A 12415-nucleotide genomic window follows, 5' to 3' on the forward strand; every position below is an offset into this window, starting at 1 on the left:
CGCTCTAAGGTCGAACGTATGGAATTCCGACACCTCGGCCGCAGCGGTCTCCTGGTCAGCGAGATCAGCTACGGCAACTGGCTCACCCACGGCTCCCAGGTCGAGGAGGACGCCGCCAAGCTGTGCGTGCAGGCGGCGCTCGACGAGGGCATCACCACCTTCGACACCGCCGACGTCTACGCGGGGACGAAAGCCGAGGAGGTGCTCGGCCGGGCGCTCAAGGGCGTCCGCAGGGAGTCGCTGGAGATCTTCACCAAGGTCTACTGGCCCACGGGCCCCGGCAAGAACGACCGCGGGCTGTCCCGCAAGCACATCACCGAGTCGATCCACGCCTCGCTGCGCCGCCTCCAGACCGACTACGTCGACCTGTACCAGGCCCACCGCTTCGACAACGAGACCCCCCTCGAGGAGACCCTCAAGACGTTCGACGACCTCGTGCGCCAGGGCAAGGTGCTCTACGTCGGCGTCAGCGAGTGGACGGCCGAGCAGATCGGCCGCGCGCTGAAGATCGCCGACGAGATGGGCTTCGACCGGATCGTGTCGAACCAGCCGCAGTACTCGATGTTGTGGCGGGTCATCGAGGCTGAGGTCGTGCCGCTGAGCGAGCGCGAGGGCATCGGCCAGATCGTCTGGTCGCCGATCGCGCAGGGCGTGCTCACCGGCAAGTACCTGCCCGGTCAGCAGCCTCCGCAGGGCTCGCGGGCGACCGACGCGAGCGGCAGCGCCATGATCGCGCGGTACATGAACGACGACGTGCTCACCCGCGTGCAGGAGCTGCGGCCGATCGCCGACGACCTCGGCCTGACCATGGCCCAGCTCGCCGTGGCCTGGGTGCTGCAGAACCCGAACGTCTCCAGCGCCATCGTCGGCGCCACCCGCCCCGAGCAGGTGCGCGACAACGTCAAGGCGGCCGGCGTCAAGCTGGAGGACGACGTGCTCAAGCGCATCGACGACGTGCTCGGCACGGTCGTGGAGCGCGACCCGGCCAAGACGGTGAGCCCCGCCACCCGTCCGTGACCCGGAAAACGGAAAACCCCTTGAGCCACAATGCGCTCAAGGGGTTTCCGTTTTTTCGCGGATCACTCCGGACGCAATGACAATCCCGTGTATTCGACGCGGTCCTCGTCGAGCAGCGCCACCTGCTCGACGCCGGATTCGAGCAGCTCACGCCAATTCTCCCCGAGCCAGGACTCCGCATCGGCCTGACTCGGGAAAACCTCTCGCGGCAAAGGGCGGTCCGTCACCTCACCACCATTTGCATTTTCATAACGCCACCGCCATGTCATGCCATACGCTCCTTCTCCGCGGGTTCGCCGGCGCCTTCCCTCCGACGGCACTGGAACCCTACTCCCGAGCTCGGAGGTCCATCGATGCTGCGCGCGGGCCGTGTTGCCGCGGCGGTCGTCCTGGGGGCGGCCGCCGTACTCCTTCTCCCCTCCTCCGCGCTCGGCTCACCCTCCTCGCGGCCCGCTGGTCCCGCCCCGGAGGTCGTGCGGCTGTGGGGGGTCTGGCGCAGCGACGGCACGGCGTGGCTGGCGTCCACGGCCGCGTACGAGCCGGCGGACGGCTCGGTCGTGGGGTGGCGCTTCGCGGTCTCGGCCGACGGGGCGGTGGGCGAGCCGCCGGGGGGTGAGCTGCCGTCGTTCCCGGCGGTGTGCGTCCAGGACGCGGCCGGTTCGGGGCACAAGCGGGTGGTGGTCGCGGTGGACTTCGGGGACGGGGAGGGCGACGTCCCGCCCGGTGACCGGCCGCCGGCGCACCCGCTGCTGCGCTGCGTGACCGGCGCCGAGGACGCGACCGCCGCCCAGCTCCTGGCCGCCGCGGCCAGGGTCGGCGTGAACGGGCGCGGCGAGGTCGTGTCGGTCAGCGGCTACCCGTCCCGGGGCGCGGGGACCGTCCCGTCCGGGAGTGCGGAGAGCGCTCCGTCCGGGGAGCCGGACGTCGCCGAGCGGGCCGCCGAGCCCGCCAGCGCGCCCGGCGGCATTCCGGCGCCGCTGATCGCGGCCGCCGCCGGGGTGCTGTTGCTGGTCGGCGCGGGCACGGCCCTGGCCGCCCGCCGCCGCCCCGGTCGGGCGGGTCGGGCCGGTCGGTAGCCTCTGGGCGGTGAAGCTTCTTCTCTCCGGGACCGGGGGTGCGGCGGGCTGGCCCGTGGACGGGTGCTCGTGCGCCTCGTGCGCCCGGCTCCCCCAAGGCCGTCGCCGCCCCTTCGAGCTGGTCGTGGACGACGCGGCGCGGTTCCCCTTCACCGGCGGCGGCGCGTTCGGCGGCGGGCTCGGCCTGGTGGCGGCCGACGGCGCGGCGGTGTTGTGCCTGCCGCCGGGCCGGGAGGCCCCCTCCGACGGTCCCGCCCGCTACGACATCGTCGTGCTGGACCTGCTGGACCGCCCGGAGCGGCTCGGCGAGCTGCGCCGCGCGGGGCTGGCCGACGAGCGGACCACGGTGGTGGCCGCGTGGCTGGACCACCGGATCAGGTCGGAGGAGGAGCTGGCCAGGCGGCTGCGGTTGTGGGGGGCGGTGGCCGTGCCGGACGGGACGGTCCTGGAGTGCGGCGGAACGGTACGCGAGACGCCGCCGCGGCGGGCGCTGCTGCTCGGCGGGTCCAGGTCGGGCAAGTCGGCCGAGGCCGAGCTGCGGCTGGCGGCCGAGCCGTACGTCACCTATGTCGCCACCGGCGGCGACGGCGCGGCGGACGGCGAATGGGCGGCGCGGGTACGGGCGCACCGGGAACGGCGGCCCGCTCACTGGGACACGGCCGAGACGACGGACCTGGTGGCGGTCATCGCGGCGGCGCGCACGCCCCTGCTGATCGACGGGCTGGGCACGTGGCTGGCGGCGGTGTTCGACGAGCACGGGGCATGGGACGGCGACCGCACGCCGGTCGCCCGGCGCTGCGCGGAGCTGGTCGAGGCGTGGCGCGGCACGCCGGTGCCGCTCGTGGCGGTCTCGGACGAGGTGGGAATGGGCGTGGTGCCCGCCACGTCCGCCGGCCGGGCCTTCAGGGACGCGCTCGGCAAGCTCAACGAACGGCTCGCCGCCGAGTCCGAGTACGTCGCCCTGGTGGTCGCGGGACGCCTTCTGGAACTGTGACCCCGGGCCCCCGGAGCAGGGGCTACGGGCGTACGGCTCTGGCGTACCAGCGGCCGTCGAGGCGGTCGACGTGCAGCGGGCGGCCGAAGCACTCGGACAGCAGGCCGGGGGTGAGCACCTCCGACACCGGCCCGGCGGCCAGCAGCCGCGAGTCGCGCATGAGCAGCGCGTGCGTGGTGGTCGCGGGCACCTCCTCCAGGTGGTGGGTCACGGTGACCGTGGTCAGCACCGGACGGGTGGCGGCCAGCTGCTCGACGGCGGTGATGAGGTCCTCGCGGGCCGGCAGGTCGAGCCCGGCGAACGGCTCGTCGAGCAGCAGCACGGCGGGCTCGGCCATGAGCGCCCTGGCCACCCTGACCCGGGCCCGCTCCCCTTGCGAGCACACCCGGAACGGGCGCTCGACCAGGTCCTTGCAGCCCAGGTCGGCCAGCAGTCGGGTGGCGCGCTCGCGCTCGTTGTCGCCGTACTTGTCCCACAGCGGGACGCTCGTGCCGGTGTGGCCGGTCAGGACCACCGTGTGGGCGGTGGCGCCCTCCTCCTCCAGCAGGTCTTCGTCGATCAGCCGCTGGCTGGCCGCGACCAGGCCGATGTGGCGGCGCAGCTCTCGCAGGTCGACCCGGCCGAGCCGGTGGCCGAGCACGCTGACCGCGCCCTCGCTCGGGTGGCGCACCGCCCCGGCCAGTGAGAGCAGAGTGGTCTTGCCCGCGCCGTTGGGGCCGAGGATCACCCAGTGGTCGCCGTACGCCACCTGCCAGTCGATGCCGTCGAGCAGCGTTTTGCCGACAACCCGGACAGCTACACCTTCGAGTTCAAGCACGTGCATTCCCGCCACATTAGTCGGCCCTAGGATCGGTCGTTATGCCGCTTGCTGAGCTGACCCATGGGCTGCGCTTCGCCATCGGCATGCTCAGCGCCGTTCCCGTGCCGGTCGACAGGATCGATCGGGAGGTCGCCGGGCCGGCCATGGTGGCCGCCCCCGCGGTCGGGCTGGGGCTCGGCGCGGTCGCCGGCCTGGCGCTGCTGCTGCCGGGGCCGCCGCTGCTGGGCGCGGCGCTCGCGCTCGGGCTGCTGGCCGCGCTCACCCGGGGGCTGCACCTGGACGGGCTGGCCGACCTGGCCGACGGCCTGGGCAGCGGCCGGCCCGCCAAAGACGCCCTCGACATCATGAAAAAGTCGGACATCGGGCCGTTCGGGGTGATGACGCTGGTCCTCACACTGCTCGTCCAGGCGGCGGCGCTGACCGGGGCCGGTTACCCCGCCCTGGTGACCGCCTGCGTGGCCGGGCGGCTGGCGCTCACCTGGGCGTGCCGGGCGAGCGTGCCCGCCGCGCGGCCCGGCGGGCTCGGGGCGATGGTGGCGGGCACCGTCGGCGATCCGGCGGCGTGGCTGGCCACGGTCGCCGCCCTGGCCGTGACCGGCGGGCTGGGGCTGGCGGCCGGGACGTGGGCGCCGCCGGTCGCCCTGGCGGCCGGGCTCGGGGCGGCGCTGCTGCTGCTCCGGCACGCCCGGCGGCGGCTCGGCGGCGTCACGGGTGACGTGTTCGGCGCGCTGGTGGAGACCGGGACGGCGGCCGCGCTGGTGGTGTACGCGATCCTGGCCTGACCGCCTGACCGCCTGACCGCCAGACCGCCAGACCGCCAGACCGGCGGACCGGCGCAGGCGGGGTCAGGCGGCCGGCTGCGGGGCGCGGGCGCGCAGGCGGCGCAGGAGCACCACGCAGAGCAGGGCGAGCGGGACCCAGCCGACCAGCCCGGTGAGCCCGGACACCGCCGTGTCGGGCGGAGCCGCGGCGTCCCCGAGCAGCAACACGGCGGGCAACACCGCGTTCAGCGAGCCGTGCGCGACCACGCAGGGCCACACGCTGCCCGTACGCAGCCGCAGCCAGCCGATCGCGATGCCGGCCAGCACGCAGAAGCCGGTGAACTGCAGCGCCGCCCACGACCCGAGGCTCGGGTAGTTGTAGCCGAGCAGGGTGAGCGGGGCGTGCCACAGCCCCCAGATCGCCCCGGACAGCGCCAGGCCGCCGATCGGGCCGTAGGTGGCGGACAGCCTGGGCAGCAGCCAGCCGCGCCAGCCCCACTCCTCGCCCAGCGCCGGGACCGCGTTCAGCACCGGGCCCGCCAGCACGCCGATGGCGATCTGCAGGTAGAGCGCCGGGCCCGGGTCGGCCGGCGGCTGCACGCCCGCGGCCGCGAGCTGGGCCCGGAACAGGCTGAACCGGTCGAGGTCGAGCGGGAACAGCCCGACGGCGGTGCTGAGCCCGGCGCAGACGGCGATCAGCAGCGGCACGCCCAGCCAGGCGGCCAGCACGTACCGGCCGGTGCGGCCCTTGCTGTCGCCCAGGGTCAGGCCGGTCTCGGCGGCCCAGCGCCGCCAGGGCGCGCGCGACAGCGCCCACACCCCGAGCACCCCGGCGGTCGGCGTGAACATCATGACCGCGGCCAGCCCCTTGGCCGCCGGCGAGCCCAGCCCCGCGCCGAGCCAGATGGGCAGCGCCACCAGCCAGGACAGCCCGAAGGCGAGGGCGAGGAAGACGGGAAGCTGTTTTCTCATGACCGTGCACGCTCCGAGACGAGGGCGTTGATGAGGGAGGCGCCGCGCTCGGCGTCGTCGATGCTGATCGCCAGCCGCCCCCCGGAGCGGTAGCCGACGACCAGGCACTCGCCGCCGCGCAGCATGATGGTGGCCGCGCCGGGCAGGCCGCGGAAGCCCCAGCCGCCGACCTCGCTCGGCCTGCGGTCCTCGGTCCAGGCCCGGTCGATCCGCGACAGCGGGATCCTGCGCGCCGGGACGCCGAACGGCCCGAAGCCGATGACGAGCGCGTCGTCGCCGACCCGTACGGACAGCGACGCCGTCGCCAGCCCCGCGACCAGCACGATCACCGCCCCGGGCAGGGCGGAGGCCAAGGTCGCCGGCGACAGGACGCCGGCCAGGCGCAGCCCGCAGAGCACGACGACCGCCGCCGCGGCCACCAGCGTCAGCGCGACCAGCCAGGGGTTGACCAGCCGGCTGACCCAGACCGTACGGCGGCCGGGCCGCAGCTTCATGGCCGGGGGCGGCGCGACGCCCTCGACCGGGTCGGGCCCGCCCCTGCCGAGGGACCCGGCGAGCACGCCCACGCCGAGCGAGCCGACGACGACCAGCGGGACGTGCCAGCCGGGAAGGCTCGCGGCCGTCCAGTCGGGCACGTCGAGGTTGGCCGCCAGCGTGGCGGCCTGCGTGCCGAGCACCAGGACGCCGCCGCCGAACAGCCCGCCCCACCACAGCGCCCGCCCGTTGCGGTGCCGCAGCGCCCAGCCCCGCGCGGCGACGGCCAGGAACGCGATCCACACCACGGTCCACACCGCCGCCACGGTCAGCACGTGGGCCTGGAAGGAGGCCGAGCCGTCGACGCCCGATGCGCCCCAGTGGGTGGCCAGCGGGTCGGGCAGCCGGTCGCGCAGCCCCAAGGGGGCCAGGACCAGGGCCGCCGTGACGGCCGCGCCCCACGCGGCCGCCGGGATTCGGGGGTTCATGGCAGATCCTCCAGGATGGTGATGAGGTCCTCACGGCGGTAGCCGTGCCTCTTGGCCTCCTCCAGCAGCTCCCGGGCGCGCTGCACGAGCAGCGCGCGCCCGTCGGCCTGGCCCGCGACGCTGACCCCGCGGCCCCGCCTGAACTCCAGCAGCCCTTCGTCGCGCAGGTCGCGCAGCGCGCGCAGCACGGTGTTGGGGTTGATGCCGAGCGCCCTGGCGAGGTCGCGGGCCGGTGGAAGGCGGTCGCCGGGCGCGTAGGAGCCCTCGCCGATGGCGCGGCGGATGGCGCCGGCCACCTGTTCATGGAGGGGCCGTGCGTCGTTGAGATCGAGCGCTAGCAACATGATGCTAATGACACTAGCACCATGAAACGGAATGCGCCCGACCAGCATTTGTAGGATGAACCCCTGTTTGTGAGTACGCAGAAACCGTGGATAGCATCGGTTTACGTGACCACTGTGCGGCTGAACTCAGCAGACCCAGTCTCTGTCGACACCGACGCCCTGATCGTCGGCTTCCGGCCCGGCCAGGACGGCCCCCGCCCGGCCACGGGCGCTGAGTCCCTCGACGCGGCTTTCGGCGGCAACCTCGCCACCTCCCTCAGCTCGCTCGGCTTCTCCGGCAAACCCGGAGAGCTGGCCAAGCTGCCCACGTTCGGCGCCGTCCAGGCCCCGGTGCTCGTCGCCGTCGGCCTGGGCGACTCCTCCGACCACGAGTCCCTTCGCCGCGCCGCCGGCGCCGCCGTGCGGTCGCTGGCCGGCACCGCGCGCGCCGCGCTGGCCCTGCCTGCCGACGACGACGCCCAGGCCGAGGCCGTCGCCCTGGGCGCGCTGCTCGGCGCGTACGGCTTCGACCGCTACCGCACGGGCGAGCCGCCGAAGGCGCCCGTCTCCGAGATCACCGTCCTGTCCGGCCGGGGCGAGTCCGCCGCCGAGCGGGCCGGCGTGCTGGCCGAGTCGGTCTCGCTCGTCCGCGACCTGGTCAACACGCCACCGTCCGACCTGTGGCCGGCCAAGTTCGCCGAGATCGCCGAGCAGGAGGGCGCCAAGCACGGGCTCACCGTCGAGGTCCTCGACGAGAAGCAGCTCAAGGACGGCGGCTACGGCGGCCTGGTCGGCGTCGGCCAGGGCTCGGTCAACCCGCCGCGCCTGGTCCGCCTCGCCTACAGCCACCCCGAGGCGGGCAAGACGCTGGCGTTCGTGGGCAAGGGCATCACGTTCGACTCCGGCGGCCTGTCGCTCAAGCCGTCGGCCGCCATGGACTGGATGAAGTCCGACATGGGCGGCGCGGGCGCCGTGCTCGGCGCGCTGGTCGGCATCGCCCGGCTCGGCCTGCCGGTCAACGTCGTGGGCTACCTCTGCCTGGCCGAGAACCTGCCGAGCGGCACCGCCCAGCGCCCCTCCGACGTCATCCACAGCTACAGCGGCAAGACCGTCGAGGTGCTCGACACCGACGCCGAGGGCCGCCTGGTGCTCATGGACGGCATCGCGCGCGCCGCCGAGGACGACCCCGACCTGATCGTCGACATCGCCACGCTGACCGGCGCGCAGATCGTCGCGCTCGGCTGGCGCACCGCGGGCGTCATGGCCAACGACGACGCCGTCCGCGAGCTGGTCGTCGAGGCCGCCACCGCCGCGGGCGAGGGCGCCTGGGGCATGCCGCTGCCGGAGGAACTGCGCAAGGGCCTCGACTCGCCGGTCGCCGACATCGCCAACCTCCACCCCGAGCGCTTCGGCGGCATGCTCACCGCCGCCATCTTCCTCAAGGAGTTCGTCCCCGACGGGGTGCGCTGGGCGCACATCGACATGGCCGGACCGGCCTACAACAAGGGCGAGCCGTACGGCTACACCCCCAAGGGCGGCACCGGCGCCATCACCCGCACCCTCATCGGACTCGCAGAGCGGCACGCGAGCATCTGAAACAAATGAAAAGATGACGGCATCACGAACACCCCGACAAGGAGCCTTCCTGTGGCCTATGACATCGTCGTCCTAGGTGGCGGCAGCGGCGGTTACGCCTGCGCGCTCCGGGCGGCCGAGCTGGGCAAGTCGGTCGTCCTCATCGAAAAGGACAAGATCGGCGGCACCTGCCTCCACAGGGGATGCATCCCCACGAAGGCCCTGCTGCACTCGGCCGAGGTCGCCGACGAGACCCGCGAGAGCGCGTCCTTCGGCGTCAAGGCGAGCTTCGAGGGCATCGACGTCCAGGGCGTGCACGCGTTCAAGGACAAGATCGTCACGCGGGCCTGGAAGGGCGTCCAGGGCCTGCTCAAGGGCGCGGGCGTGACGGTCGTCGAGGGCGAGGGCCGGCTGGTGGGCCCGCGCAGCGTGCAGGTGGGCTCGGAGGTCTACGAGGGCGCCAACCTCGTGCTGGCCACCGGCTCGGCCCCCCGCACGCTGCCCGGCCTGGAGATCGACGGCGAGCGGGTCATCACCAGCGAGCACACCCTGAAGATGGACCGCGTGCCGTCGTCGGTGATCGTCCTGGGCGGCGGCGTGATCGGCGTCGAGCTGGCCAGCGTCTACCGCTCCTTCGGCGCCGAGGTCACGATCGTCGAGGCGCTGCCGCACCTGCTGCCCACCGAGGAGGAGTCCAGCTCCAAGCTGCTGGAGCGGGCCTTCCGCCGCCGCGGCATCAAGTACGAGCTGGGCGTCTTCTTCGACTCGGCCAAGACCACCGAGACGGGCGTCGTCGTCACCCTGGCCAACGGCAAGACCCTCGACGCCGAGATCCTGCTCGTCGCGGTCGGCCGCGGCGCGGTGTCGTCCGGCATGGGCTTCGAGGAGCAGGGCGTCACGGTCGAGCGCGGCGCCGTCGTGGTCGACGAGCACTGCCAGACCTCGGTCCCCGGCGTCTACGCCATCGGCGACCTGATCCCCACGCTGCAGCTGGCGCACGCCGGGTTCGCCGAGGGCATCATGGTGGCCGAGCACATCGCCGGCCTCAACCCGCCGCCGATCGACTACGCCGGCGTGCCCCGCATCACCTACTCCGACCCCGAGGTCGCCTCGGTCGGCATCACGTCGGCGCAGGCCGCCGAGCGCGGCATCGAGATCGTCGAGCAGGTCTACGACCTGGCCGGCAACCCCAAGAGCCAGATCCTCGGCACCTCCGGAGCGGTGAAGGTCATCGCCCAGAAGGACGGCCCGGTCGTCGGCGTCCACATGGTGGGCCGGCGCATCGGCGAGCTCGTCACGGAAGGCCAGCTGATCTACAACTGGGAGGCGCTGCCCGCAGAGGTCGCCCAGCTCATCCACGCACATCCGACCCAGTCCGAGGCAGTCGGTGAGGCGATGCTGGCCCTGGCCGGCAAGCCGTTGCACGTACACAACTAGTCCAGCCCTCGAGATCAGAACGCGAGAGAAGAATAACGATGCCGGTCTCCGTACAGATGCCCCAGCTCGGCGAGAGCGTGACCGAGGGCACGGTAACCCGTTGGCTGAAGAAGGAGGGCGAGCGCGTCGAGGCCGACGAGCCGCTCCTCGAGGTCTCGACCGACAAGGTCGACACCGAGATCCCGTCGCCTTCCGCGGGTGTCCTGACCAAGATCGTCGTGGCTGAGGACGAGACGGTCGAGGTCGGCGCCGAGCTCGCCATCATCGACGAGAACGCCCAGCCGGGCGCCGCCGCCCCGGCCCCGCAGGCCGCTCCCGAGCCCGAGCCGGAGCCCGAGCCCGCCCCGGCTCCCCCGGCCTCCTCCATCCCGCAGCCGGCCCCGGCCCAGCCCGCTCCCCAGCAGGCCGCCCCGGCTCCGGCCCCGCAGGCCCCGACCCCGCAGCAGGCCGCTCCGGCTCCGGCTCCGGCCCCGCAGGCTCCGGCTCCGCAGCAGCAGCCCGCCGCCGAGCCGGCCGCGCCGGCACCCGCGGGCGACAGCCCCTACGTGACGCCGCTGGTGCGCAAGCTCGCCAACGAGCACGGCGTCGACCTCGACTCGATCAACGGCACCGGCGTCGGCGGCCGCATCCGCAAGCAGGACGTGCTGGAGGCCGCCAAGTCCCAGCGCGAGCAGGCCGCCGCCCCGGCCGCGGCTCCGGCGGCCCAGCCGGCCGCCGCCGCGCCGGCCCCCGCCGCCGCCCAGGCCCCGGTCGCCGCGGCGCCCGAGCCGGTCGAGGTCGACACCACGCTGCGCGGCCGTACGGAGAAGATGACGCGGCTGCGTCAGACCATCGCCAAGCGCATGGTCGAGTCGCTGCAGACCGCGGCGCAGCTCACGTCGGTCGTCGAGGTCGACGTCACGAAGATCGCCCAGCTCCGGGCGCGGGCGAAGGACGACTTCTTCCGCCGCGAGGGCGTGAAGCTGACCTTCACCCCGTTCTTCGCGATGGCCACCGTCGAGGCGCTCAAGCAGCACCCGAAGCTCAACGCCACGATCAACAACGAGACCAACGAGGTCACGTACTTCGACGTGGAGAACCTGGGCGTCGCGGTCGACACCGAGCGCGGCCTGCTCGCGGCGGTCGTCAAGAACGCCGGCGACCTCAACCTGGCCGGCCTGGCCCGCAAGGTCACCGACCTGGCCGAGCGCACCCGCAACAACCAGGTGACGCCCGACGAGGTCACCGGCGGCACGTTCACGCTGACCAACACCGGCAGCCGCGGCGCGCTGTTCGACACGCCGATCCTCAACCAGCCGCAGGTGGGCATGCTCGGCACCGGCGCGGTCGTCAAGCGGCCCGTCGTGCTCGACACGCCCGAGGGCGAGGTCATCGCGGTGCGGTCGATGGTCTACCTGGCGCTGACCTACGACCACCGCCTGGTCGACGGCGCCGACGCCGCCCGCTTCCTGACGACGATCAAGCGTCGCCTGGAGGAGGGCCGCTTCGAGGCCCAGCTCGGGCTCGCGTAGTCATCGCTCTTGAGGCCGGGTGGCTCCTTCGGGGGGCCGCCCGGCCTCTGGCGTACTGTGGGGGCCATGGCGATCATCGTGACCGGGGCGTCGGGCCTGATCGGTACGGCGCTGGTCGGGGCGCTGCGCGACGAGGGGCGGGAGGTCGTCCGCCTGGTCCGGCGGGAGCCCGCGGGGCCGGGAGAGGCCTTCTGGGACCCCTCGGCGGGCGTGCTCGACCGGGCCGCGCTCGAAGGGGCCGAGGCCGTGGTGCACCTGGCCGGGGCCTCGGTCGGCGACCGGCGCTGGACCACTGGCTACAAGCGCGAGCTGGTGCGCAGCCGCGTCGAGGGCACCCGGCTGCTGGTCGACGCCCTGCGCGCGCTCGGCAGGCCGCCCGAGGTGCTGCTGTCGGCCTCCGGGGTCGACTTCTACGGCGACACGGGCAGCCGGGAGATCGACGAGAGCCAGGGCAAGGGCCGGGGGTTCCTGGCCGAGCTGTGCGAGCGCTGGGAGCGGGAGGCCGAGCGGGCCGCCGAGGCCGGGTGCCGGGTCGCGCGGCTGCGCACGGCGATGGTGCTGAGCCGGCACGGCGGGGCGCTCGGGCGCATGTTGCCGATCTTCCGCATGGGGCTGGGCGCGCCGCTGGGGACGGGCCGGCAGTACTGGTCGTGGATCTCCTTGGACGATTGGGTGGCCGCCGCACTACATATCCTGAAAAATCGGGAAATCGAAGGTCCGGTCAATCTCGGGTCCCCTTCTCCGGTCACCAACGAAGAATTCACCCGGACTCTGGGTAAATGCCTGCGTAAAGGCACAGTGCCCATGCCGGTACCGGCGTTCGCCCTGTCCATCGGGGTGGGCGAATTCGCCCGCGCGGGGCTGCTGCCGAGCCATCGCATGATCCCGCGGAAACTGCTTGACAGCGGCTACGGCTTCACGCATACCCGTCTCGACGAGGCGCTGCGCGCCGTACTGTAGGGTGCCG

Annotated in this window: 13 protein-coding genes; 8 read left to right on the forward strand and 5 right to left on the reverse strand. The window is 73.5% G+C overall.

Annotation, left to right across the window (positions count from 1 at the left end; translation table 11 throughout):
* The first annotated feature begins 18 nt into the window (after window positions 1-18).
* Window positions 19-1017, forward strand: a complete 999-nt coding sequence (locus AB0J76_RS26565; RefSeq protein ID WP_352323072.1) for an aldo/keto reductase family protein — start codon at window positions 19-21, stop codon at window positions 1015-1017.
* 62 nt (window positions 1018-1079) lie between these two features.
* Here AB0J76_RS26565 and AB0J76_RS26570 read toward each other — a convergent pair whose 3' ends face one another.
* Window positions 1080-1286 (reverse strand): hypothetical protein, encoded by a 207-nt coding sequence (locus tag AB0J76_RS26570; RefSeq protein WP_352323071.1) that lies wholly within the window; start codon window positions 1284-1286, stop codon window positions 1080-1082.
* An 84-nt stretch (window positions 1287-1370) separates the two neighbouring features.
* Between AB0J76_RS26570 and AB0J76_RS26575 the strand changes: the two genes are divergently transcribed.
* Both AB0J76_RS26575 and AB0J76_RS26580 read left to right on the forward strand, forming a co-directional pair.
* Complete coding sequence (locus tag AB0J76_RS26575) at window positions 1371-2093, forward strand: SCO2322 family protein (protein ID WP_352323070.1); 723 nt, start codon at window positions 1371-1373, stop codon at window positions 2091-2093.
* A gap of 10 nt (window positions 2094-2103) precedes the next feature.
* On the forward strand, window positions 2104-3087 hold the full coding sequence (locus AB0J76_RS26580) for a bifunctional adenosylcobinamide kinase/adenosylcobinamide-phosphate guanylyltransferase (RefSeq protein ID WP_352323069.1): 984 nt from the start codon (window positions 2104-2106) through the stop codon (window positions 3085-3087).
* A gap of 22 nt (window positions 3088-3109) precedes the next feature.
* Here the strand turns inward: AB0J76_RS26580 and AB0J76_RS26585 are convergent, their stop codons facing one another.
* Entirely contained in the window at window positions 3110-3910 is an 801-nt protein-coding gene (locus tag AB0J76_RS26585; RefSeq protein WP_352323068.1) for an ATP-binding cassette domain-containing protein, read from the reverse strand.
* Window positions 3911-3945: 35 nt separating this feature from the next.
* Here AB0J76_RS26585 and AB0J76_RS26590 point away from each other — a divergent pair, with 35 nt between their 5' ends.
* A complete protein-coding gene (locus AB0J76_RS26590; RefSeq protein ID WP_352323067.1) occupies window positions 3946-4689 on the forward strand; it encodes an adenosylcobinamide-GDP ribazoletransferase in 744 nt (247 codons plus the stop codon).
* 63 nt (window positions 4690-4752) lie between these two features.
* Here AB0J76_RS26590 and AB0J76_RS26595 read toward each other — a convergent pair whose 3' ends face one another.
* From AB0J76_RS26595 to AB0J76_RS26605, 3 genes are read right to left on the reverse strand one after another with little or no spacing between them, the layout of a single operon-like run.
* A complete protein-coding gene (locus AB0J76_RS26595; RefSeq protein WP_352323066.1) occupies window positions 4753-5640 on the reverse strand; it encodes a CPBP family intramembrane glutamic endopeptidase in 888 nt (295 codons plus the stop codon).
* Window positions 5637-6602 carry a hypothetical protein gene (locus AB0J76_RS26600; RefSeq protein ID WP_352323065.1) on the reverse strand — a complete coding sequence of 322 codons (966 nt, stop codon included), beginning with the start codon at window positions 6600-6602 and terminating at the stop codon, window positions 5637-5639. The genes AB0J76_RS26595 and AB0J76_RS26600 overlap by 4 nt, the downstream gene beginning before the upstream one ends.
* Window positions 6599-6946 (reverse strand): GntR family transcriptional regulator, encoded by a 348-nt coding sequence (locus AB0J76_RS26605; protein ID WP_352323064.1) that lies wholly within the window; start codon window positions 6944-6946, stop codon window positions 6599-6601. Before AB0J76_RS26605 ends, AB0J76_RS26600 begins: the two co-directional genes overlap by 4 nt.
* Window positions 6947-7051: 105 nt before the next feature.
* Between AB0J76_RS26605 and AB0J76_RS26610 the strand changes: the two genes are divergently transcribed.
* The 4 genes from AB0J76_RS26610 (at window position 7052) to AB0J76_RS26625 (ending at window position 12408) form a co-directional block, all read left to right on the forward strand.
* Entirely contained in the window at window positions 7052-8521 is a 1470-nt protein-coding gene (locus AB0J76_RS26610; RefSeq protein WP_352323063.1) for a leucyl aminopeptidase, read from the forward strand.
* A gap of 51 nt (window positions 8522-8572) precedes the next feature.
* The gene (gene lpdA, locus AB0J76_RS26615) at window positions 8573-9937 is read left to right on the forward strand and encodes a dihydrolipoyl dehydrogenase (protein WP_352323062.1); all 1365 of its coding nucleotides are present in this window, start codon (window positions 8573-8575) and stop codon (window positions 9935-9937) included.
* Between the two features lie 38 nt (window positions 9938-9975).
* The gene (gene sucB, locus AB0J76_RS26620; protein WP_352323061.1) at window positions 9976-11448 is read left to right on the forward strand and encodes a 2-oxoglutarate dehydrogenase, E2 component, dihydrolipoamide succinyltransferase; all 1473 of its coding nucleotides are present in this window, start codon (window positions 9976-9978) and stop codon (window positions 11446-11448) included.
* 66 nt (window positions 11449-11514) lie between these two features.
* On the forward strand, window positions 11515-12408 hold the full coding sequence (locus AB0J76_RS26625; RefSeq protein ID WP_352323060.1) for a TIGR01777 family oxidoreductase: 894 nt from the start codon (window positions 11515-11517) through the stop codon (window positions 12406-12408).
* The last annotated feature ends 7 nt before the right edge of the window (window positions 12409-12415 follow it).

The organism is Nonomuraea sp. NPDC049624 (genome assembly GCF_040675255.1).
GTDB lineage: Bacteria > Actinomycetota > Actinomycetes > Streptosporangiales > Streptosporangiaceae > Nonomuraea.